Annotated in this window: 17 protein-coding genes and 1 pseudogene; 13 read left to right on the top strand and 5 right to left on the bottom strand. The window is 60.5% G+C overall.

Going from position 1 to position 22,392, the window contains the following annotated elements:
* Nucleotides 1–2 precede the first annotated feature (2 nt).
* The 4 genes from V1280_RS17845 to V1280_RS17830 all read left to right on the top strand — a co-directional run bounded on the left by V1280_RS17845 (nucleotide 3) and on the right by V1280_RS17830 (nucleotide 4,709).
* Nucleotides 3–944 carry an ABC transporter permease gene (locus V1280_RS17845; RefSeq protein ID WP_249758453.1) on the top strand — a complete coding sequence of 314 codons (942 nt, stop codon included), beginning with the start codon at nucleotides 3–5 and terminating at the stop codon, nucleotides 942–944.
* 10 nt (nucleotides 945–954) lie between these two features.
* Nucleotides 955–1,893, top strand: coding sequence for an ABC transporter permease (locus tag V1280_RS17840; protein ID WP_334526563.1), 939 nt, complete (start codon nucleotides 955–957; stop codon nucleotides 1,891–1,893).
* A gap of 1 nt (nucleotide 1,894) precedes the next feature.
* Nucleotides 1,895–3,562, top strand: coding sequence for an ABC transporter ATP-binding protein (locus V1280_RS17835; RefSeq protein ID WP_334526560.1), 1,668 nt, complete (start codon nucleotides 1,895–1,897; stop codon nucleotides 3,560–3,562).
* A 106-nt stretch (nucleotides 3,563–3,668) separates the two neighbouring features.
* Nucleotides 3,669–4,709 (top strand): alpha/beta fold hydrolase, encoded by a 1,041-nt coding sequence (locus V1280_RS17830; RefSeq protein WP_334526557.1) that lies wholly within the window; start codon nucleotides 3,669–3,671, stop codon nucleotides 4,707–4,709.
* Nucleotides 4,710–5,199: 490 nt separating this feature from the next.
* Here the strand turns inward: V1280_RS17830 and V1280_RS17825 are convergent, their stop codons facing one another.
* Both V1280_RS17825 and V1280_RS17820 read right to left on the bottom strand, forming a co-directional pair.
* Nucleotides 5,200–5,466 carry a PilZ domain-containing protein gene (locus tag V1280_RS17825; protein ID WP_334526554.1) on the bottom strand — a complete coding sequence of 89 codons (267 nt, stop codon included), beginning with the start codon at nucleotides 5,464–5,466 and terminating at the stop codon, nucleotides 5,200–5,202.
* A 2,146-nt stretch (nucleotides 5,467–7,612) separates the two neighbouring features.
* Nucleotides 7,613–8,678, bottom strand: a pseudogene (locus V1280_RS17820) (IS110 family transposase).
* A gap of 175 nt (nucleotides 8,679–8,853) precedes the next feature.
* Here V1280_RS17820 and V1280_RS17815 point away from each other — a divergent pair.
* Nucleotides 8,854–9,030 carry a hypothetical protein gene (locus V1280_RS17815; RefSeq protein ID WP_334526551.1) on the top strand — a complete coding sequence of 59 codons (177 nt, stop codon included), beginning with the start codon at nucleotides 8,854–8,856 and terminating at the stop codon, nucleotides 9,028–9,030.
* Between the two features lie 38 nt (nucleotides 9,031–9,068).
* Nucleotides 9,069–9,215, top strand: coding sequence for a GcrA family cell cycle regulator (locus tag V1280_RS17810; RefSeq protein ID WP_334526548.1), 147 nt, complete (start codon nucleotides 9,069–9,071; stop codon nucleotides 9,213–9,215).
* Between the two features lie 610 nt (nucleotides 9,216–9,825).
* On the opposite strand, the gene V1280_RS17805 is transcribed toward V1280_RS17810, so the two are convergent.
* Nucleotides 9,826–9,978: a hypothetical protein gene (locus tag V1280_RS17805; protein WP_334526544.1), complete on the bottom strand. Its 153-nt coding sequence runs from the start codon at nucleotides 9,976–9,978 to the stop codon at nucleotides 9,826–9,828.
* A gap of 141 nt (nucleotides 9,979–10,119) precedes the next feature.
* On the opposite strand from V1280_RS17805, the gene V1280_RS17800 reads away from it, so the two are divergent.
* The 4 genes from V1280_RS17800 (at nucleotide 10,120) to V1280_RS17785 (ending at nucleotide 14,461) form a co-directional block, all read left to right on the top strand.
* Nucleotides 10,120–11,436, top strand: a complete 1,317-nt coding sequence (locus V1280_RS17800) for an ABC transporter substrate-binding protein (RefSeq protein ID WP_334526541.1) — start codon at nucleotides 10,120–10,122, stop codon at nucleotides 11,434–11,436.
* A 66-nt stretch (nucleotides 11,437–11,502) separates the two neighbouring features.
* Nucleotides 11,503–12,438, top strand: coding sequence for a carbohydrate ABC transporter permease (locus tag V1280_RS17795; protein ID WP_334526538.1), 936 nt, complete (start codon nucleotides 11,503–11,505; stop codon nucleotides 12,436–12,438).
* A gap of 33 nt (nucleotides 12,439–12,471) precedes the next feature.
* On the top strand, nucleotides 12,472–13,293 hold the full coding sequence (locus tag V1280_RS17790; RefSeq protein WP_334526535.1) for a carbohydrate ABC transporter permease: 822 nt from the start codon (nucleotides 12,472–12,474) through the stop codon (nucleotides 13,291–13,293).
* A gap of 76 nt (nucleotides 13,294–13,369) precedes the next feature.
* The gene (locus V1280_RS17785; RefSeq protein ID WP_334526532.1) at nucleotides 13,370–14,461 is read left to right on the top strand and encodes an ABC transporter ATP-binding protein; all 1,092 of its coding nucleotides are present in this window, start codon (nucleotides 13,370–13,372) and stop codon (nucleotides 14,459–14,461) included.
* 230 nt (nucleotides 14,462–14,691) lie between these two features.
* On the opposite strand, the gene V1280_RS17780 is transcribed toward V1280_RS17785, so the two are convergent.
* On the bottom strand, nucleotides 14,692–16,488 hold the full coding sequence (locus V1280_RS17780; protein WP_334526530.1) for a flavin-containing monooxygenase: 1,797 nt from the start codon (nucleotides 16,486–16,488) through the stop codon (nucleotides 14,692–14,694).
* 338 nt (nucleotides 16,489–16,826) lie between these two features.
* Nucleotides 16,827–17,759, bottom strand: a complete 933-nt coding sequence (locus V1280_RS17775; protein WP_334526528.1) for a lytic transglycosylase domain-containing protein — start codon at nucleotides 17,757–17,759, stop codon at nucleotides 16,827–16,829.
* Between the two features lie 1,013 nt (nucleotides 17,760–18,772).
* Between V1280_RS17775 and V1280_RS17770 the strand changes: the two genes are divergently transcribed.
* The 3 genes from V1280_RS17770 to V1280_RS17760 all read left to right on the top strand — a co-directional run bounded on the left by V1280_RS17770 (nucleotide 18,773) and on the right by V1280_RS17760 (nucleotide 22,374).
* Nucleotides 18,773–20,374, top strand: coding sequence for an ABC transporter substrate-binding protein (locus V1280_RS17770; protein WP_334526526.1), 1,602 nt, complete (start codon nucleotides 18,773–18,775; stop codon nucleotides 20,372–20,374).
* Nucleotides 20,375–20,458: 84 nt separating this feature from the next.
* The gene (locus V1280_RS17765) at nucleotides 20,459–21,469 is read left to right on the top strand and encodes an ABC transporter permease subunit (protein ID WP_271576358.1); all 1,011 of its coding nucleotides are present in this window, start codon (nucleotides 20,459–20,461) and stop codon (nucleotides 21,467–21,469) included.
* A complete protein-coding gene (locus V1280_RS17760) occupies nucleotides 21,466–22,374 on the top strand; it encodes an ABC transporter permease subunit (protein WP_334526520.1) in 909 nt (302 codons plus the stop codon). The genes V1280_RS17765 and V1280_RS17760 overlap by 4 nt, the downstream gene beginning before the upstream one ends.
* The last annotated feature ends 18 nt before the right edge of the window (nucleotides 22,375–22,392 follow it).

The raw sequence follows: 22,392 nt of genomic DNA, 5'->3' as shown, positions 1-22,392 counted from the left end.
CGATGGCCATATTCCTTGTCAGGCGGCTGATCGCCACGATTCCAGTTTTGTTGGTCGTGGCTGTCATCATTTTCCTCATGACGCGACTTGCGCCAGGGGATCCTGCGGCTGCGATCGTGGGCAATGATGCCAGCGCTGCGGCACTTGAGGCGGTGCGGGCGCAGCTCGGATTGAAGGACCCGCTGCTGCTGCAATTCGGACGCTGGCTGCTCGGCGTGCTGCACGGCGACCTCGGCCAATCGTTCTTCATGAAGCAGCCTGTGTCGAAGCTGATCGGACAGCGCATCGAACCGACCATTGCGCTGTCCACGCTCACGATCATCGTCACGGTCCTGCTCGCCGTCCCGCTCGGGGTCTTGGCGGCATGGCGGCACGGTGGCTGGCTCGATCGTGGCTTGATGACGTTCTCGGCGCTCGGCTTCTCCGTGCCCGTGTTCGTGACAGGTTATGTCCTGATCTGGATATTTGCGCTCCGCCTGCAACTGCTGCCCGTGCAGGGCTATAACCGGATCGCCGACGGCGTGCTGCCCTGGTTGCGCAATTTGATCCTGCCGGCAGCGACCCTGTCGATCGTCTACCTGGCCCTGATCGCGAGGGTCACCCGCGCCTCTGTCGCCGAAGCACTGACCGAGGACTTCATCCGAACCGCTCGCGCCAAGGGTATCTCCGAACTGCGCGTCCTCATTCATCACGCCTTGCGCAATGCGGCCATTCCGATCGTCACGGTTATCGGCATCGGCATTGCGCTGTTGATCGGTGGCGTCGTGATCACGGAATCAGTGTTTGCCATCCCAGGATTGGGATCGTTGACGGTCGATGCGGTGCTGTCGCGGGATTTTCCACTGATCCAGGGCATCACGCTGCTGTTCGCGGCGATCTATGTCGGGATCAATCTGCTGGTCGATCTCAGCTATCTGTTGCTGGACCCTCGCATCCGCCAATAAGGAGGCTCGCGTGACTGAGGCAACCATTGAAACGCTCGCTGCGGCATCGCCCGAGGCCAGCGCATTGCGTCGCCGGTCGATCTCGGCGCGACTGTCCAGCAATTGGTCGGTGCGGATATCGGGCCTGGTGCTCCTCGTTCTGGTGCTGATGGCGATTTTTGCGCCCTGGCTCGGCACGCTGGACCCGACTGCGATCGATCCATCGATCAGCAATGCGCTCCCGGGGACACACGCCGATTTTACGACGCTTGACGGCAATGTCATCCCGCATTGGTTTTTGATGGGAACGGACAGCCTCGGACGCGACATCTGGAGCCGGACGCTCTATGGCGGCCGCGTGTCGATCGTCGTGGGGCTTTCGGTTGCGGTCTTCGCGGTCACGCTCGGCGTGGCACTCGGATTGATGGCCGGCTATTTCAAGTGGCTTGATAGTATTGTCATGCGGATCATGGACGGCGTCATGGCCATTCCGGGGATCCTGCTTGCCGTCACCCTGATCGCACTGTTCGGCGGGACGCTGACCAGCGTGGTGATCGCGATCGCTCTGCCGGAGGTGCCTCGCGTGGCACGACTGGTTCGCTCGCTGGTTTTGAGCATTCGCGAGGAACCTTATGTCGAGGCCGCAGTCGCGCTCGCAACTCCCACCTGGAAGATATTGGTCCGGCACGTGCTTCCCAATTCCTTTGCCCCGCTGATCATTCAGGCAACCTATGTCTGCGCATCGTCGATTCTGGTGGAGGCCATTCTGTCCTTCCTCGGCATCGGTTTGCCAGCGGATCTGCCGAGCTGGGGAAACGTCATGGCGGAAGGACGCTCCCAGTTCAATCAATTCCCACACAACGTGCTGTTTCCGGGAATCTTCCTCGCGCTCACCGTTCTTGCAGTCAACATGCTGGGCGATGGCTTGAGAGATACGCTCGATCCCAAGTTCAACAAGCGTGGAGAGTGACATGACGACGACGCCAATCATGCCACGTAACGAACCCGTGCTTGCGGTCAACGAACTGACGATTCCGTTGCCGCCGAGGGCGGATCGCCCATACGCGGTCGAGAACGCGTCCTTTCAGGTCGATAAAGGCGAGACGCTCTGTCTGCTTGGAGAGTCCGGCTCCGGCAAATCGATGATCGCGAGCGCGATCATGGGGCTGTTACCATCCGGGCTGCGTCCATCGGTCGGATCGATCAAGATCGACGGCCGCGAATTGGTCGGATTGGGCGAGAGTGCGCTGCGGGGCTTGCGCGGGCCGTCCATGGCCATGGTGTTCCAGGAACCGATGACCGCGCTCAATCCGGTGGTGACCTGCGGCGAGCAGATCGACGAGATGCTGCGCCAGCACGTCCGGATGAGTGCCGGCGCGCGCTTTCAGACAATCCTTCAGATGATGGCACGCGTCAATCTCCCAGACCCCGAGCGGCTCTATCGTTCCTATCCGCATCAGCTCTCGGGCGGACAGCGGCAGCGGATCGTCATCGCGATCGCGTTGGTACTGAAGCCCGCGCTATTGATCTGCGACGAGCCGACGACTGCGCTCGACGTGACAACACAGGCCGAAGTTCTCAAGCTGATCCGCGAGCTGCAGGCCGCGAACGGCACGGCGGTCCTGTTCATCACCCACGATTTCGGTGTGGTCGCCGATATTGCCGATCGCGTGGTGGTGTTGCGCCTGGGACACGTGGTCGAGGCCGGGCGCAAGGAAGACGTGCTGAGGCGACCTCAGCATCCCTATACACGATCGTTGATGGCGGCTGTTCCTCAACTGAATCCCAAGACACGTCCTGCACGCGCTGATGCTGCTACGCTGTTGTCCGCAACGGATGTCTCGAAGAGCTTCGTTCGAGGCCAGTGGCCTGCGCGCAAGACGACGGTTGCAGCGGTCAAGCAGGTGTCGCTCTCGGTGGCGGCCGGCGAGACGGTCGGTATCGTCGGTGAATCCGGTTCGGGCAAGTCGACATTTGCTCGCTGTGTCGCCCGACTGGCCGAGCCGTCCGGCGGAACGATTGTCATCAACTCCCGCAACGTCACCCATCTCAAGACCCGTCAACTGGTGCCGGTCAGGCACGACGTGCAGGTGATTTTCCAGGATCCCTATCGCTCGCTCAACCCTCGTCAGACGGTCGGCGCCTCGATCGTGGAAGGCCCGTTGAATTTTGGTGTATCCGCTGACGTAGCCTGGCAGCGTGCGGAAGAATTGATGAAGCTGGTCCGCCTGCAGCCCGACGCGCTTCGTCGTTATCCAAAGGAGTTCTCGGGCGGACAACGGCAACGTATCGCCATCGCGCGCGCGCTTGCCTGCCAGCCGCGCCTGATTATCGCCGACGAGCCGGTGTCCGCGCTCGACGTGTCCGTTCAGGCGCAGATTCTCCAGCTCCTGGAAGACATTCAGTCCCAGACCGGCGTCGGTATCCTGTTCATCACGCACGATCTGCGTGTCGCCAGTCAGTTGTGCGACCGGATCGTTGTGATGAGAAACGGGCAGGTGGTGGAGCAGGGGACGACCCTCGAGGTCTTTGGTAGTCCGAAAGAAGATTATACCCGTCGACTATTCGCGGCTGCACCCGGCCAAGGCTTTGCTTTCGGCGGCGATTTGCCGTCGCAGAATGTCGAGGTCGTCGCCTAAACCGCCGATGCTACATGAGCTTACAAGCGCGGCTCATGCGGACACAGCCAAGATACAAGCGCACCTCACGATAGAATCGGGAATTCCCGTTAACTGGAGAGAAGATATGGAAGACGTAGATCCCAAGCGACGTTTGCTGGTTGCCGCGGCGGGCATCGCCGCCGCGCTGCCATTCACCCGGATCAGCGCTGCAACTGCGCAAGCCGCCAGCCAGTCCACGCCGGACACGATCCGCGGCACCCACACGTCGTTCGGTACAATCAAGCAGATCGACGCGGGTGATCTGAACATTGGCTATGCCGATGTTGGTCCAGCGGATGGCAAGCCGGTCGTGCTGCTGCATGGCTGGCCCTATGACATCCATTGCTACGTCGATGTCGCGCCGCAGCTCGCCAAGGCAGGCTATCGCGTCATCGTTCCTTATGTGCGTGGGTATGGATCCACCAAATTCCTTTCGGATTCAACGATGCGCAACGGCCAGCAAGGGGCTGTTGCCGCAGACGTGATCGCATTGATGGATGCGCTCAAGATCAAGAGTGCCGTTTTCGGCGGCTGCGATTGGGGGGCACGCTCGGCGGCCATCGTCGCAGCGCTTTGGCCCGAGCGCTGCGAAGCCTTAGTGGCGGTCTCCGGTTATCTGATTGGCAGTCAGGCGCTCAACAAGGCGCCGCTGCCGCCCAAGGCCGAATTGCTCTGGTGGTATCAATATTACTTCGCGACCGAACGGGGCCTGCTTGGATATCAGAAGTACACTAAGGACTTCGCTCGGTTGGTCTGGGAACAAGCTTCACCAAAGTGGGCGTTTGACGACGCGACCTTCGAGCGTTCTGCGACTGCCTTTGCCAATCCCGACCACGTTGCAGTCTCTGTTCACAATTATCGCTGGCGCCTCGGACTTGCCGAAGGTGAAGCAAAATATGATGACATCGAGAAGAAGCTCGCGAGCTTCCCGAACATAAACGTTCCGAGCATCACTTTGGAAGGTGACGCAAACGGCGCTCCTCATCCCGAACCAAGCGTCTACGCGAAAAAGTTCAGCGGTAGATATCAACACAGGGCGCTGACCGGCGGAATCGGTCACAATCTTCCGCAAGAGGCGCCGCTGGCATTCTCTCAAGCGGTCATTGACGCGGACAATCTTAAGTAATGGGATAGGTAAGCAAAATAGCCGACCTGCGACCGACTTTCATGCCAGTCGCAGGTCGATCATACGGACAGCGGGCATAAAGCCCATTGAAACTCCTTCGCAGAGGAGGGAATTGACTTCCAATAGGCGCGACGCTGACGCCATTGCAAGCGGCCGCCTCAAGTAGCAATTTGAGCTGACTGCATGTCCCGGATTTGAACCTACCGTTCAACAGGCTTCCGAGCTTAGGCGGACGATCGGAGGAAATATCGTAGATGTGCGTCGTGTGGGGAAAGGCGGTAGTGGTCTCGTGTCTCAACCCCCGACACTGCGTCTCTTTGGCTCGTCGCAGCTGCCGGACTAACGAGGCTCGATCACAGATGCAATGCAGGTTTACCCGTACGTTTGGCGGAACGGGCGAATGGGGGTTGAGTTTCTAAGAGTATACGCTTCCTAATCAGCAGCTCCGCCAGACCACCATCCAACCGATGAGTGAGCGACGATTGCATCGCTAATGGACAAACTCCACCCCGATGAAGGCATCGCGATGCCATACGAGGCGGCAGGCGAAGCTCGTTCGAAATTCGTCGAAGGACAGGTCGAATTCCGTCGGCGGGATCGGAGTATTTTCAAGAAGTATGCCGGCGCCAAGAACTGAAAGGTTTCGCATTGCGCAGGGCGTGACGGCTTCATCCCTTGAGAGTGAGAGCATGACTATCTGGTCAACCGTCTTGCGTGTGACGCGTCGCCGCTCAACGCCCTTCCATTCAACAGACACGTTCAGTCCCCTCAGGTAAGCAGCATCACATGGCGGGGTCGCCGACCAAAGGGATCGGCGACCCCTCGCCGCGAAGGCGCCGGTACGCGAGACGAGGACGACTTCGCGACTACATCGAGCATCGGCGCCGGCCACGGCCGGCGCAAGAACGTCTGTGCGTTAGCGTTACTTGGGCTGCTTAACGACGCCTGACGGCTTCGCAGATCGGCTCCGCGAGACGATCGCTTCAACACTTCGCAACGTCCGCACGAACTCATGCTTCAGATGTTGCTCGTGCGCCGCATCGATTGGCTCTGACAAAAACGCAATCTTCACGAGGAAGCGGTTCAATCGCGATGTGACGAGAAGATTGTCAGAGTGTTGCGAGCGCAAGTTCGCGACCTGTCGTCGCATCTCAATAAGATCGAAACGGTCATCGTCTAGCTTATTCGCCAAATCAAACTCATACCGTTGCAGCGGACAAACGAAGCCGCCGCGCCGAGTATCTTGGCGCGACGACCTCGCCATGGCAGAGCCGGACGGGGCAATGTCCGGTGCAGAGAGGCTAGCGTTCCGCAGCCCCCGTGCAATCGAAGACGCGGATTAAGCTTGATGTCGTCGCGGAAAGTTAAATCTGGTACAAGCGCTGCTGTCGCCGGAGCCGCCAGCGCGCCTAGTTCGGTACCCTTGTCCGGCGACGCGGTCCAGATCGGGGCCTAGCGCCTTGGCGCGGGTTGCGTCGGGGCGGATGGAGCGCTTCGGCGTTCCGGTCTTGGCCGACGTATCGGCGGTAAAGGACGCAACGGCAACTTGGCCGTTGCGTTGCCTCGTTCCATTGCACGACTAGCTGCACGTGCGCCAACGGCCTGACCCATTGCCCGCTTCATAAGCCGCCTTTCGCTTCGCGATCAGCTTCGCCCGCTGGGCTGGTTGCCTCTTAATCAGCCGGTCCAGCGCGATTCCCCGCTCGGGGTGGTCGCAATCGGCATGAGACGCGGAGAGGCAGCTTGGCTCACCGCGTGAACGCCCTCATGCGGAAGACTGAATAATATATCGCAGCTCCGACGGGTGTGGGGAAAGGCGGTAGCGCTCTCCTGACTCGAACCCCCGACGCTAGTCGTCGACGCCACCTGCGTTAAGGCGGGTTAGTAGTGCGACGAGTATGTGGGACAGGTGGACGCGCGAAGGCGGCTAATGACTTCATGCCTTCATGGTGCCGCCAACCACAGCCCCGAGGCTTGCCCGGTTAGCTGACCACCGATTGACCACCGAAACGCCGTGAACAAACAGCAATAAAGGTGGTCAACCAGGAGCGAAGTTTACTGTTTTTGTTGAACTTTTCGGTTGCTACTTACGTTCGGGACGTAGGGCTGCGGGTCGGCAATGGGAGCTGAAACGCTCCTATAAGGTTGATATGAACCTCTGGTTCTTCATCGTTGGGATAAGCGATTGAAATCGCAGCAAATGCGAACGCCCTCCGAGCGCACCATAAACCCACGTTTGCCAGTCGCCTGTATCCGCATCCGCGACAAACAGAGCCGCGTGAGTTGATAGCCTCATTCATATCCTGCGACCGGCTTTCAACCTTTTGCGGACGCCTGACGGCAGTCAACCCGAAGCCATTTTGCGGCCCTTGGCCGACCTTCGCATCCGACGCTGTTGATGACGGATATCGAACCGTTAGCGGACGATCGAGGGTCAACGCGGCGAAGCCCGCTTGTGACCCTATTGTATGGTCCGGCCGTGCGTTGCAAGCGGTTCGTCGATCTGGTGGTAAGCGGTCTTGCATCAATGTATCCGGCCTTTGATTGGAGCATTTGCTCCGGGCCATCATGGATATCAGCGCGCGTGCGTTCTGATTAGCGGACAGGCCTCGATTGGACCATTTGGGTCACCAGTGTTCGCACGCGCTCGGAAGACCGAACCTCCATCTCGTCTCATCCTCTCGCAGACCTCGGCTGGAAGCTGTTGATAGGGTTACGTCATCGCTTGCTCCTCACATCGCGCAGTTCCTTTGTTCGAGCCAAGGGCCGTTCCTTCGTCCCGGCCCGCAGAACGTCGATTGCGTCGCGCGCAGGGGCGGTCAAGGCCGGCCGTCGCGCTTGGCTTGCGGCCGGCTCCGGTGTTGCCACGCTGTGCCTTGACCGCGCCGAGCACGACGCGAGGATCAAACGGGTCGGACGCCTGCATCGTCGGTCCTCGTCAGCTCGAAGGCGCGTCCTTTAGCCAACACCGCCCAGGCGATGCGGGCAAGCTTGTTGGCAAGCGCGATCGCGAGCACGTTGTGGTGCAACCGCCTCTTGGCGGCTTCGATCCAGGATTTGAGCCCGTAACGTTCCCAGTCCTTTATCCTGACCAGCACAACCCATGCCGCCTGCACGAACAGAACGCGCAGGTAGCGATTGCCGCGCCTCGAGATTTTGCCGAGGATCGTGCGGTCTCCCGTCGAGATCTGCTTGGGTACCAGTCCGAGCCAGGCGCCGAAGTCGCGGCCTTTGGAGAATACGTCGCCAGTGCCGATCGCGGCCACCATGGCGCTCGAAATGATCGGCCCGATGCCAGGCACCGTCATCAGGCGCGAACATGCCTGATCTTGACGGGCCAGTGCTTCGATCTCGCCGGATAGGCCATCGATGCGCTGATCCAGCCGGCGCCAGTCGCCTGCCAACTCCTCGATGACACGCAACATGCGTGGCGACAGGGCATCGGTGCGCGTCGCAAGGACGGTGGGCAGTTCCGTGCGCAGGAAGCGGATACCCTGACGCACGGCGATCCCGCGTTCCAGCATGAAGGCACGAATCTGATTTATAATGCCGGTGCGTTGCGGACACCAGCCGCTCGCGCACCCGATGCAGCGCCTGCAGATCCAGTTGCTCCGCGGTCTTGGTCGCCACGAACTTCATCGTCGGGCGCTGCACGGCTTCGGCAATCGCTTCGGCATCATTGAAGTCGTTCTTCTGTCCCTTGCTATAGGGGCGGACATATTTGGCCGGCATCAACCTGGCATCGTGACCAAGCGATGCGAGTTTGCGGCTCAGGTGATGTGCGCCAACGCAGGCTTCCATGCCGATCAGGCAGGGCGGTATATTGGCGAGCCGCGCTTCCACTTGGCCACGCGACCACTTCTGCCGCAGCACGATGGCGCCGCGCGCATCGTGGCCCACGACGTGGAACGGGTTCTTGCCGATGTCGATGCCGATCACGGCGATTGCGCTCTCGAACTTCTGGGACATGGCGTGCTCCTTGTTTTTGGCGTCCCTTGCCAGCTTCGCTTGCTGGCGGGGCAGGAGCACGGCCGGGACCATCCCATTAGCGGACAAGCTACTTGTAGAATAACCATGTCCGAACTGCGCCACGACCGCATCTCAGACTCGTATCCAGGCCACGGGTATTTGGAGGAGCAACAACGTGAAGCAACACATCTTCGAAGAACTGTCCACCAGCTCGATCGATTGGGATGCCTCGATCATCATGGGCCACATGATGCCGCCCCGAGATCCTGATGAAGATGAAGAAGACGATGAGGACGAAGAGGACGAAGGAGAGGAAGAGCCACCGATCGTGCGCGAGCCAGACGAAGACTAGACTAGCCAGGAATTGATAGCCGGCGTTATAGTATCTCCATGAGCTGGGATGACAGAGACCTGGCGCTGCTGAAAGAACTCTGGTCCTTCGGACACAGCGCCACGCAGATTGCGCGCCGTCTCGGGTGTAGTCGTAACGCGGTTTGCGGGCGGCTGACTCGTTTGGGCCTGAAACGTGGTCACTAGCCATCAACTGCAAAACCCCAGGTAAGGGCGGCACCTAAGCGAAGGCCGCCGTTGTCCGCCGCTTGTGCCCGCGCTGTAGGTAAGAAGGTGTCGAAACCACTGGAGAAGCGGCAGCCCAAAGTGCTCAGCAAGCGCCAGCTTTACGCCATGCTAGCTGAGGCGGTCAGGAATACGGGCTAAGAGCCAGCCCGCGACGCCGTTGCGGCATCTCCTTACCTGGTTCAGTTCGAACGGGCTCGCTATTGCAGACATACCCGAACGATCCCCGCGGAACGGTGCGAAGCGGCTCTTCGGACCCGCCGGCGACCTGGCGCGATTGCCCAAAGGAGGCCGTCAATTGGCCGCGAACCCAAAAAGAGAGCTATGGGCGATTCTGTCGTCGCCTCAGATGAAGCGTCTTACGTAACAGGTTCGATATTTTTGGTGGCCGGCCAGTTCAGGAAGTGAGCCCATGGCAGGCGCGTCAAAGCTAGTACTTGATTTCCTGATGCGACGGGCGACAATGACGCCGCGCCAGCTTCCGGTACCGAACTTCATATAAGACGGGGAAAACCCGCTTGGCCACGGCAAGACCGTCGCTGCGCGGGAGGGACCGTTATGACGGTAGGGTTCAAGCGCTGCCTGCGGCGCCGACACGATCCAGGCCGCCGGTCGTATCGCCGTTGCGATTGGCAACGATGTAATCGCGCCGCTGCTCCGCGAAGAACCCACCCTGGTTCGCGGCGAACTCGCCACCCCGGCGCTGCAAGTGGAACACCACCAAATGATCATCGAGCCAACGTATTGCGCATGTTGTCGCGTGCGCATGCGTTGAGCAACGGAGGCGCGATAGACTGAAAGGCACTCCAGGCCGGCGTTAGACTGGCCAAAGGGCATTAGCTCCGACACACCGAGGGAGGAATGCATGACGACGGTAACCCGACGTAACGTCCTCAAGGGCGGTACCGCGCTTGCGGGCGGCATGGCCGGCATCCTGGCGGTTGGTAGGGCGCCCGCCTATGCGCAAGCCACCACGGTGCACTGGCTGCGCTGGACCGACTTCGTTCCGGCGTCAGATCAGCTGCTGCGCAACGAAATCGCCAAGGAGTGCGAGAAGGCGCTCGGCATAAAGCTCAATATCGAGACCATCAATGCCAACGACATCCAAGCCCGCGTCACCTCGGCGATCCAGTCCGGGTCCGGCCCCGACGTCGTCTGCGTCCTCAATAATTGGGGGCAACTTTACGGCGAAAGCGTCGTAGACGTCAGCGACATCGCTGAAGCACTCGGCAAGAGCCAGGGCGGCTTCTACGAAACATCCCGCGCTGTCGCCAATGACGGCAAAAAGTGGATCGCAGTGCCGTGGTGCATCGTCGGCCTGCAGATCGCGTACCGAAAGTCCTGGTTTGCCGAGATCGGCTACACGGACGGAAAATTCCCCCAGACGTGGGAGGAGTATCGCGAGGCCGGCAAGAAGCTGAAGGCAAAGGGACGGCCAATCGGCCAAACGCTGGGTCACACCTTCGGCGATGCGCCCGCCTTCGCCTACCCCTACCTGTGGTCCTGGGGCGGCAAGGAGGTCGAGGCTGACGGCAAGACGGTTGCGCTGAATAGCCCGGCAACGGTCGAGGCGGTTAAATTCATGGTGGCCTTCTGGAAGGACGCCCACGATGAAGGCGGGCTCGCCTGGGACGATTCCAACAACAACCGCGCTTTTCTGTCCGGGACATGCAGCGCCACGCTCAATGGCGCCTCGATCTACATCGAGACTCTGCGCAAGCCGGATACTTACAAGACCGAGTCAGGCGGGCAACTGAAGGACGACATCCTGCACGCCGCGCTCCCCAAGGGCCCCGGTGGGCAATTCAGCTATCACGTCCCGTTCTCGAACCTCCTGATGGGTTATTCGAAGAACCAGGATGCGGCGAAGAAATTCCTTGGCTGGATTCACTCCAAGGGCGTCTACGACAAGTGGTTCGTCTCGCAGAAGGGCTTCTCGGTCGGCCCGACCACGGATTGGGAAAAGCACAAGCTGTGGGGCGACGACCCGATCATGCTGCCCTACAAGCAAGCCGCTCGCACAGGGCGCTTCGCTGGTTACGAGGGACCCTCTACGCGCAGGGCAGCCGAGGTCGTAACCAAGTACGTCATCGTTGATATGTACGCAAAGGCTGTCCAAGGCATGCGCCCCGAGGATGCCGTGAAATGGGCAGAGGCTGAGCTCAAGAAGGTCTACGTCTGAGGATAAGCCGCCCCCCCTCCCATTTTTCGAGGGGCGGCGGAATCTTCCGGCCGACGAGGATCGAACATGGCGATAAGCGCGGTCTCCGACACCACGCTCCGCGAGGCGCCCCCTCCCCGGCGACAGCGTTTGCTCGAGGACGAGCGCTGGCTGGCGTTCGTGCTGCTGGTGCCGACCATCGTACTGCTCGGCCTGTTCATCGCCTATCCCTTCATGCGAGGGATATTGCTGTCGGTCACCAGCTCGCGCGTCGGTGTTCCCGGCGACTTCGTCGGCCTCGCCAACTTCTACAAGATCTTCAACGACGGGATCTTTCGCACCGCCGTTTACAATACCTTCCTCTATACGGGCGTGACCACCGTCTTCAAGCTGGCGCTCGGGCTGTGGCTGGCCATGCTGCTCAACCGTAATTTCCGCGGCAAGGCTTTTACCCGTGCTTTCATCCTGCTGCCGTTCATTATTCCGACCGTACTCTCGACTTTCGCCTGGAAGTGGATGTTCGACCCGACGTTCAGCGTTCTCAATTGGCTCCTCTACCATCTCGGTTTGATCACCGGGCGGATCAATTGGCTGGGCGATCCGGACCTCGCCATGATCTCGATTATCATCGTCAACATCTGGCGCGGGGTGCCGTTCTTCGCCATCAGCCTGCTCGCCGGCCTGCAAACCATCAGTCCCGAACTCAACGAGGCCGCCGCCATCGACGGCGCCAAGCCGTGGCAGCGGTTCTGGCACATCACCTGGCCGCTGCTGTTGCCCGTGACCATGGTCGTGATGCTGTTCTCGGTGATTCAGACGTTCGCCGATTTCCAGATTGTCTATGTGATGACGGGCGGCGGGCCGGCCAACGCAACGCACCTATTCGCCACCTACGCCTATCAGATCGGCGTCGGCACAGGCCTCCTGAGCGAGGGCGCCGCCATCTCGCTCGCAATGTTTCCGGTCCTGTTTCTGGTCGTCGTCCTCCAGCTTCTCTACATCCGCCGCGTGGAGGTCCGCTGAGCCATGATCGAGGGCGCAAGGTGGCGAAAGTGGGTGTTCTTTTACGTCCCGATGGCGCTGTTCCTGCTTTTCCTGCTGTTCCCGTTCTACTGGATGGTGATCACTTCGGTGCGGCCGGACGGCGAGCTTTACCGGCCCTGGAATTCGAGCAACTACAATCCGTTCTGGACCTGGAAACCGACCTGGGACCATGTCAGGTACCTGTTCGAGGAGACGCTGTTCGCTTCGTGGCTGTGGAACACGACGTTCATCGCGCTCGCTTCAACCGCCATCTCGCTCGTGTGCGGCGTATTCGCCGGCTATGCCCTGTCGCGGCTGAACTTTCCATTTGCCGGCAGCCTGGGCACCGCCATCTTCATTACCTATCTGGTGCCTCAGACGCTGCTGTTCATTCCGCTGGCAGAGATCATACGCAACTATCGGCTCGGCGACACGCCTTGGTCACTGATTCTGACCTATCCGACCTTTCTGATTCCGTTCTGCACCTGGATCATGATGGGTTACTTCAAGGCGGTACCCAAGGAGCTCGAGGAATGCGCGCGCATTGACGGCGCCTCGCGCTGGCAAGCGATGCTCTACATCGTCATCCCAGTGGCGATCCCCGGCATCCTCTCGGCCGGCATCTTCGCTTTCACGCTGTCGTGGAACGAGTTCATCTATGCGCTCGTCTTCCTGTCCTCGCCTGAGCAGAAGACCGTGCCGGTCGGCGTCACATCGGAGCTGATCCGCGGCGATGTATTCTACTGGGGGCCGCTGATGGCTGGGGCCCTGCTTGGATCGATACCGGTTGCTATCGCCTATTCGTTTTTCGTCGAACACTACGTCGCGGGATTGACCGGATCAGTGAAGGGCTGACAGCACCGCGGATCGCGGGGATTCGAAAGCGCGCATACTGACAGCGCATAAGCCGCTGGGAGGCAGGTGGAAGCGAATGGGCCAGGTCGTCCTCAAGGGGATCAACAAGTTCTTTGACAACGTGCACGCTGTCAAAGACGTCAATCTACAGATCCGCGACAAGGAGTTCATGGTGTTCGTCGGCCCTTCCGGCTGTGGCAAGACGACGACACTCAGGATGATCGCCGGGCTCGAAGCGATCAGTTCCGGCGACATTTCCATAGACGGCAACGTGGTCAATCAATTGGCACCCATGGACCGCGACATTGCCATGGTGTTCCAGAACTACGCTCTGTATCCACACATGAGCGTGTACGACAACATGGCGTTCGGCCTGAAGATGCGCAAATTCGAAAAGCCCGAGATTGACAAGCGCGTGCTGGAGGCGGCTGAGATCCTCGGCATCGGCGAATTGCTACAGCGCAGGCCACGCCAGCTCTCGGGCGGCCAGCGTCAGCGCGTGGCGTTGGGCCGTGCTATCGTGCGCCACCCCCGCGTGTTCCTGTTCGACGAGCCGCTGTCGAACCTCGATGCCAAGCTGCGGGTGCAGATGCGCGTTGAGCTGAAGAAGCTGCATCTGCGTCTCGGCACTACAGCCATTTACGTTACCCACGATCAGGTCGAAGCCATGACGCTGGGTGACCGGGTCGTCGTCATGAAAGACGGCGTGGTGCAGCAGGTGGGGGAGCCGCTCGAGCTATACAATCAGCCTGCCAATAAGTTCGTGGCCGGCTTCATCGGCTCCCCGGCCATGAATTTCGCCGCCGTTACGGTGACCGAGGCGAACGGATCGCTGATCGCCGAGAACACCGGACTGCGCATCAAGCTGCCGGACGAGACCGCGCAGCGGCTGCGCGGCCATATCGGACGCGAGGTCATGCTCGGCGTGCGGCCGGAGGACCTCACCGTGGCGGGTAGCGCTGATCTCGGTCACCCATGCTTCGATGCTGTGATTGAGGTGGTCGAGCAACTCGGCTCGGAAATCCTGCTCGATATGAAGGTCGGCGAGAGCATCATGGTGGCGAGCGTCGAGCCGACCGCGAGGGTGAGGGTGGGCGACAAGCTGCGCGTTGCCATGCGGCCCTCCAGGCTTCATGTTTTCGACGGGCAGACCGAGGCGGCCATCTAACGGCGGCAGTTGGCCAATTCCACTGGCGAGGGGAATTCTCTCAGAACCGGTGACCTCCCTGTCACCAGCTTGGATGACGCCCGGAGAGTGCGAAGGCACTTGGCCTAACCATTCACGAGCCCTTTTTGCTGCGCGCCGACAAGGCAAGGCGGACATTGCGCTGGCGAGTGCGAAGACCCGGAAATAGCATGGGGCTCGCAATCCGCGAGCCCCGCTGTGCACTCGGCAATTCAGGCCTTGTGATGGACAGTCTGCAGGCCGTAGACCGGCGTCGGGATGCTCTCGTAGCGCGCCTTCAACTGTAGGGAAAGGAATTGCGAGTAATGTCGCGACTGATGCAGATTGCCGCCGTGGAACCATAGGCCTTCCTGCTGCGTCGGCTTCCACATGTTGCGCTGCTCACCTTCCCATGGGCCGGGGTCCTTTGTCGTATTCGAGCCGAGGCCCCAGACCTTGCCGACTTTGTCGGCCATTTCCGGATTCACGAGATCGGCGACAAAGCCGTTCATCGAGCTGTAGCCGGTGGCATAGACGATCACGTCCGCTGGCAATTCCTTGCCGTTGTCGAGCCTGACGCCGTTGGGCGTGATTTCCTCGACCTGTCCAGCGAACAGTTTGATTTTTCCGTCAATGATAAGTTGTGAGGCGCCGACGTCGATATAATAGCCCGAGCCGCGGCGCAGATATTTCATGAATAGCCCGGAATCGTCGTCACCGAAGTCGAGCCTGAAGCCGGCCTTCTCCAGCCCAGCATAGAAAGCGGCGTCGTCCTGGCGGATTTTGTCGTAGACCGGCTTTTGGAACTGATTCAAGATCCGGTAGGGCAGTGAAGCGAAGATCAGATCGGCCTTTGCCGTCGTCGTTCCGCCGCGGACGGCGCGTTCGGAATAAAGATCGGCGATACTCTCCATCAGCGAATCCGAGCGCACAATGTGGGTCGTTGAGCGCTGTACCATCGTTACGTCGACGCCGGCCTCGTACAGCGCAGCGCAGATGTCATGGGCCGAATTGTTCGAGCCGATCACCACCACCTTCCTGCCTTTGTAGCCGCCGGAGCCGGGATGGCGTGAGGAATGGTGTTGCTCGCCCTTAAACGCTTCCATGCCTTTGATTTTCGGCATGTTCGGCTTGGCCGACATGCCGGTCGCGAACACAAGCTGCTTGGGCCGCAGAGTAATCTCCTTGCCATCGCGTTCGACGATGACGGTCCACTCCTTCCTGGTGTCGTCCCAACTGGCGCGTTTGGCCACGGTGTTCGTCCAATAGTTCAGCTCCATGACCTTGGTGTACATTTCCAGCCAATCGCCGATCTTGTCCTTGGGCGAGAACACAGGCCAGTTCTTGGGGAAATCGATGTAGGGCAAGTGATCGTACCAGACGGGGTCGTGCAGGCAGAGCGACTTGTAGCGGTTGCGCCAGGAATCGCCGGCGCGTGCGTTCTTTTCGACGATGATCGTCGGCACACCGAGTTGGCGCAGCCGCGCCCCGAGCGCAATGCCTCCCTGTCCGCCGCCGATGACAAGCACGTAGGGCTGGGTCTTGAAGCCAAGTTGCTCGACCTCCTCGTCACGCAGTTCCTTCCAGGTCTTGGCGCCGGGATTGACGCCGTGCCTGGCGCCGAGCGGTCGGCTGAAGCCAGCCTTTTCCTCATGGGCCTTCAGTTCGGCCATGGTCGTCAAGAGCGTCCAGATCTGACCATTCTGCAGGCGGATGAGTCCATATCCGCGCGCGACCTCGGTTTCGAACGTGATCCAAGATTCGGTCACGCCGCCGGCCTCGGTTGGCGGTTCACCCTCGGCGGTTTTCCAGTTGCGCGGCTTCACACGCGCGAGGCAATGCGCGAGCATGTCGCGGACCTGATCGCGGCCTTCCATGGTCTTGATGTTCCAGGTGAAGGCAACGAGGTCGCGCCAGTAGCATTCCGGAGCGAACATTCCTACGGCAGCGTCGAGATCGCCCGCCGCAAGCGCGGCTTCAAACTTGTCGAGGAAAACCTGGACGCGCGCGCTAAGCGTGGTGTCGAGCATCACTTCCTCCCGGATGTCGTTTGCAATTCTTTTGCGCAGGCAGCGTAACCTTACCCCAACCATCGCGGGAATCCAGACTCGCGCGGCAGGGTTCCCGGTCGGCTTCAGCGCCTCTCAGCGCTCGCCTGCAACAACGCCGCTTTGCCCACCGACGATGGGGTAGACTAAGAGCTCTTTTTGCTGCGGTGCATACGTCCGGAATTGGCCCATCGCGTCAGTTAGTCCGATGCAGCGGTTTGTCTGGAGTTGCGGGTAAAGCGGACCTGCCGGCTGAGCGCCCGGACTTCTCAGTTTGACCCTGAACGGTCGGAACGTGTGGAGTACTTGAAACGTGGCCTTCACGAGCGCCCCGCCGAATTGCCTACTGCCATCTTGCGTTCGGCCCAGCTCTTGATATCGCCGACCGTCATCGCCTTGAGGAACGGATTGGCGTTGACCAGCTTTTTGCGCGTGGTCCGACCCGTCGCGTCAGCAGCGGCCATAAGGGAAGCAGCATCGGCACTTTCTGCGCCGGCCAATAGCGCCACGGCGCCCGCCGGTCCCGCGAAATGGGCAAGGTAGAGAGAACCGGGTGTGATCGGCAGACTGCGCTTGTTCAGCATCGCGGCATATTCCTCGACCAGCCGTGCGGCGATCTCTCGCGCAAGCTCGGCATCTCGCCGCAAGTCCAACACTTGCTTGTCGGTGCGGCCCTGGATCAGATCGCGTCGGTGCCTTCGAACGGCTTCGAGCCACGTGTCATCGAGAAACTGGGCGGCGCCAGTCGCGCTCGACCGCTTGTTCCTTGCATTCGGGTCACCATTGGACTCGGCTATGATAATGCGCTCGACCAACGCCTTGGCGGCCGTCCTGTCGATCGATTTTCCGTTCAAATGCGCGTCGCGAAACAGGACGAAACTTACGACGAAAGCCACGCCGATCGCCACTCCAAGAACGAGCGTGATGGTTTCCGCCGACAGCCAGTCCCGCGCGGCGACAACGGATCCGCGCTCATCGGGGCGAGGCGGCCGGATTTCGTCGGCACGGCTTGTTTGCTCTGACGAACGCGCGAGGAGCCGCGGATTGCCGTCGGCTATCTCGCCGATGAAGGGAAATCGTTGGGCTAGGTCTGGCATCCCGCTGACAGGTTCAATGCTTTGAATAGGCCTTCGAAGGCACCTGACCGGCAGGGCTTGACCTCCGCGACCGATTTGGCGCGATTGGCATTCGCAGTTGCCTTGGAAGTTTCCTGCCGAGGCCGAGGTCGAGGTCTGGGCAGCATGACTGCGCATTTTCCTTCGCTTGCGCTGCGCTTGTGTTGCTCGATGATCTTCGAAGGCTCTTGCGCAACAATCGCTGTTAGATGCGGCGGAGGCATCGGCTCGCTCGAGGGCTGCAGCGCTTCAAATTGCATGTGCGGGATTTCGAGCCGGTCTGCCGTCGTCAGTGTATCGTGTGAGGCGCGTAACCCGACGGTTGCCTGAGCGGGCGGCTCGTTCACAGGCTTTGTGGTGCGCGGTGGTGTCTCGAGCTCCATCACCGCGAGTGTACCGAGGCCAACAAGGATGAGAGCCACTCTCATCTGATTTCACGCTTTCCGAACGAGAAGCCTCGCTCAAAGCCTGCCGGAAATAAGCTCCCGAAAATCGGAGAACAATTGCAAACATCCAATAAGGCGGCTTAGCGGCAGAAGTGAACCTGCAGGCGCGGTTACTGAGAAGATCAGAGACAGGGTTAACGCAGGTCGAACTGGCCGGCTTGACAAGACCGTACTCGGGATCGATCGATGGGTGACCGATACGGCTGTAGAACTAGCCATCTTGCGATGAACGTCTGCCAATGCCTGACTGACGAACACATCGATCTTGCGTAGGAGGTCGGAGGCCGGAACGCGCTCCTCCAAATGGAAAGAGTAGGAGAACTGGGCCTGACCCGCCCGCTGGCGCCCCATCACCTCATCAACTCAACTGACTTCTTCAACAGCATCGGCCCAGAGCCGAACGGCGCTCTAACTCTCACGATGTCGGCTGTCTAAGCTGGTCCGGACATGAGGGGCGCTTGTCTCGACCGCCGCCTTGACCCCATCGTACTGGGTCGGGTTCTTGTCCGCCTTCAGGACTAAAGCAGAAAATCGCCGCCGCCCCACCTGCGCACGATTTCAGAGTCGGATGCCTATTCTTCGAAACGTCATCCCGTCACCCCAGGACGCATTGACAGCTGCAATACGCAATCGCAATCTCGTTTCTGGCGTCTTTGGCGCAGCCTGCGTCAACCGCGCCGAGAGAATTCACCAGGAGTTCCGACAGTGAACAGATCAATCCTGCTCGCCGGCGTCTGCGCTACGGCGCTCGCGGTGGCCTCGACCGCGTCCGCCAAAACCTTGATTTACTGCTCGGAAGGCAGCCCGGAGAACTTCTATCCCGGCGTCAACACTACCGGCACGTCGTTCGACGGCAATGAGCCGATCTACAACCGCATTGTCGAATTCGAGCGCGGCGGCACGAAAGTGGTGCCGGGCCTCGCGGAAAAATGGACGATCTCGCCGGACGGCACCACCTATACGTTCAACCTGCGCAAGGGCGTGAAGTGGCACGCGATGTCCAAGGCGTTCAAGCCGACGCGGGAGTTCAATGCCGACGACGTCATCTTCTCGATCGAGCGGCAATGGAAGGACGACAATCCGTATTTCAAGGTGACGAGTCCGAACCATTCCTATTTCGGCGACATGGGCATGCCGAAATTGTTGAAGTCGGTCGAGAAGCTCGACGACTACACCATCAAGATAACGCTCAACCAGCCGGAAGCGCCTTTCCTCGCCGATCTCGCGATGCCCTACGCAGCCATCCAGTCGAAGGAGTATGCGGATGCCATGCTGAAGGCCGGTACGCCTGAGAAGATCGACCAGGATCCGATCGGCACAGGCCCATTCTATCTGGTGCAATACCAGAAGGACGCCGTGATTCGTTACAAGGCATTCCCTGAATTCTGGGGCGGCAAGGCCAAGATCGACGACCTCGTCTACGCGATCACGCCGGATGCATCCGTTCGCTGGGCCAAACTTCAGAAGGGCGAATGCGACGTGATGCCCTATCCGAACCCGGCCGACATCGACGCGATCAAGAAGGATCCGAACGTCACGATCCTGGAGCAGCCCGGCCTCAACATCGGTTATCTCGCGTTCCAGACACAGAAGAAGCCCTTCGACGACGTGCGCGTGCGCAAGGCCATCAGCATGGCGATCGACAGGAAGGCGATCATCGATGCCGTCTATCTGTCGACCGGCATCGCGGCCAAGAACCCGATCCCGCCCACCATGTGGTCGTACAACGACAGCATCAAAGACGATCCCTTTGATCCGGAGCAAGCCAAGAAGCTTCTGGCCGACGCCGGATACCCGAACGGCCTCGAAACCGATCTGTGGGCGATGCCGGTGCAGCGGCCCTACAATCCGAACGCCAAGCGCATTGCCGAACTGATGCAGGCCGACCTCGCCAAGATCGGCATCAAGGCCGAGATCAAGTCCTTTGAATGGGGCGAATACCGCAAGCGCTTGCAGACCGGCGAGCATCAGATGGGCATGTTCGGCTGGACCGGCGACAACGGCGACCCCGACAACTTCCTGCACACATTGCTGGGCTGCGCCTCGGCACAAACGGCGTCGGGTTCGAACATCGCCAAATTTTGCTACAAGCCATTCGACGACCTGGTCGTGAAGGCCAAGACGGTCAGCAATCAGGCCGAGCGGACCAAGCTGTACGAGCAGGCGCAGGTGATCTTCAAGGAGCAGGCGCCGTGGTTCACCATCGCGCACGCGGTGCAGCTGAAGCCCGTCAGCAAGAGGGTGATCGACTTCAAGCTGTCGCCGTTCGGACGGCACAACTTCTACGGCGTCGACGTCAAGGAATAGCAGGAGACAGGGGCGGAGTGGCTTGGCAGGCTCCGCCCATTTTTCTTTACCCTTTCCCTTCCGGGGAGGGTGGCAGGGAACGGCATGCTCCGGTTCATCTTTACCCGACTGAGCCTCGTGGTTCCGACCTTTATCGGGATTACGTTGCTTGTGTTCGTGCTTATCCGCCTGATCCCCGGCGATCCCATTGAGACGATGGCGGGCGAACGCGGCATCGATCCGGCCCGGCACGCGCAACTGCTCAAGGAGTACGGCTTCGATCAGCCGGTTCTGGTGCAATATGGCCTCTATCTGGCGCGGCTGGCGCATGGCGACCTCGGCCGCTCGATCGTCACCCATGAGCCGGTGATCTCCGAATTTGGGACGTTGTTCCCGGCGACGATCGAACTATCGGTCTGCGCGATCCTGTTTGCGTTAGGCCTCGGCTTACCAGCCGGGATCATCGCGGCGGTCCGGCGCAACTCCATCTTCGATCACGGCGTGATGGGCATCTCACTCACCGGATATTCGATGCCGATCTTCTGGTGGGGATTGTTGCTGATCCTGCTTTTTTCCGTGCAGCTCGGATGGACGCCGGTGTCGGGCCGGATCGCCGTGCAATACTACATCGAACCGGTGACCGGTTTCCTGACGATCGATGCACTGCTGGCCGGTGATTTCGGCGCGTTTCGCTCGGCCCTGTCGCATCTCGTGCTTCCGATGATCGTGCTCGGCACGGTGCCGCTTGCCGTCATCGCCCGCATGACGCGGTCCGCCATGCTGGAAGTGCTGGGCGAAGATTATATCCGCACCGCCCGCGCCAAAGGGGTGCCGCGTTGGCGGGTGATCGCGATCCACGCGTTGCGTAACGCTCTGATCCCGGTGGTGACGGTGATCGGGCTGCAGGTCGGCGTTCTCTTTACTGGCGCAATCCTCACCGAGACCATCTTCTCCTGGCCGGGTGTGGGCAAATGGCTGATCGAGGGCATCAACCGCCGCGACTATCCGGTGCTGCAGGGCGGCACGCTCTTGATCGGCGCGATCGTCATGATCGTCAATCTGCTGGTTGACGTCGCCTATGGGCTGATCAATCCCCGCATCCGGTACACAAGATGACCGCCGAAGTCCTCAACACTCCCGTCGTGGCGCAGCCGGGCGCGCCGCCGCATCCGCTGTTGCAGTTCTGGTCCGACTTCAAGGCGAATTTCGGCGCCGTGGCGGGCCTCGCCGTGATCGTGGTTCTGGTTCTGCTCGCGCTCCTTGCCGATGTCGTCGCGCCACATTCTCCGATCCTCACCAACAATGCGGTCTTTCTCAAGCCCCCGTTCTGGCAGCAGGGCGGATCGATGGCCTATCCGCTTGGTACCGATGCGATCGGCCGCGATATTCTATCCCGTCTCATCCATGGCGCGCGGCTGTCGCTTCTGATCGGCATCGCGGTGGTGACGTTGTCGGTGGTCGCCGGGACGATTCTCGGTCTGGTCGCGGGTTTTTTCCGCGGCGTGATCGAGATCACGATCATGCGGCTGATGGACGTCACGCTGACGCTGCCGAGCCTTTTGCTTGCGATCGTGATCGTTGCGATCCTGGGACCAGGCCTGATGAATGCGATGCTGGCGGTCGCGATCGTGCTGCTGCCGCACTATGTGCGGATTGCGCGCGCCGCCGTGATCAGCGAAGTATCGAAGGATTACGTCGTCGCGGCCAAGGTCGCAGGTGCCGGCCGGCTTCGGCTGATGTTCAAGGAGGTGTTGCCGAACTGTGCAGCCCCCCTGATCGTGCAGGCGTCGCTCGGCATATCGACCGCGATCCTCGACGCGGCCGCGCTCGGCTTCCTCGGTCTCGGTGCGCAACCGCCGCTGCCGGAATGGGGCACCATGCTGGCGGACGCGCGCGAATTCGTGCTGCGGGCCTGGTGGGTCGTCACGCTTCCGGGCCTGGCGATCCTCGTGACCGTGCTTGCCTTCAACCTTCTGGGCGACGGGCTGCGCGATGCGCTCGATCCCAAGCTCAAGCGATAGCATAGTGAAGTCGATCTG

The organism is Bradyrhizobium sp. AZCC 2230, assembly GCF_036924495.1.
Lineage (GTDB): Bacteria > Pseudomonadota > Alphaproteobacteria > Rhizobiales > Xanthobacteraceae > Bradyrhizobium > Bradyrhizobium rifense.
This window is presented reverse-complemented; position numbering and strand designations above follow the sequence as displayed.

Excerpts from the sequence above, each read along its gene's own strand:
- V1280_RS17845 (WP_249758453.1), top strand. The coding sequence starts at position 3 with ATGGCCATATTCCTTGTCAGGCGGCTGATCGCCACGATTCCAGTTTTG.
- V1280_RS17835 (WP_334526560.1), top strand. The coding sequence starts at position 1,895 with ATGACGACGACGCCAATCATGCCACGTAACGAACCCGTGCTTGCGGTC.
- V1280_RS17830 (WP_334526557.1), top strand. The coding sequence starts at position 3,669 with ATGGAAGACGTAGATCCCAAGCGACGTTTGCTGGTTGCCGCGGCGGGC.
- V1280_RS17810 (WP_334526548.1), top strand. The coding sequence starts at position 9,069 with ATGAGCTGGGATGACAGAGACCTGGCGCTGCTGAAAGAACTCTGGTCC.
- V1280_RS17800 (WP_334526541.1), top strand. The coding sequence starts at position 10,120 with ATGACGACGGTAACCCGACGTAACGTCCTCAAGGGCGGTACCGCGCTT.
- V1280_RS17795 (WP_334526538.1), top strand. The coding sequence starts at position 11,503 with ATGGCGATAAGCGCGGTCTCCGACACCACGCTCCGCGAGGCGCCCCCT.
- V1280_RS17785 (WP_334526532.1), top strand. The coding sequence starts at position 13,370 with ATGGGCCAGGTCGTCCTCAAGGGGATCAACAAGTTCTTTGACAACGTG.
- V1280_RS17780 (WP_334526530.1), bottom strand. The coding sequence starts at position 16,488 with ATGCTCGACACCACGCTTAGCGCGCGCGTCCAGGTTTTCCTCGACAAG.
- V1280_RS17775 (WP_334526528.1), bottom strand. The coding sequence starts at position 17,759 with ATGCGCAGTCATGCTGCCCAGACCTCGACCTCGGCCTCGGCAGGAAAC.
- V1280_RS17765 (WP_271576358.1), top strand. The coding sequence starts at position 20,459 with ATGCTCCGGTTCATCTTTACCCGACTGAGCCTCGTGGTTCCGACCTTT.
- V1280_RS17760 (WP_334526520.1), top strand. The coding sequence starts at position 21,466 with ATGACCGCCGAAGTCCTCAACACTCCCGTCGTGGCGCAGCCGGGCGCG.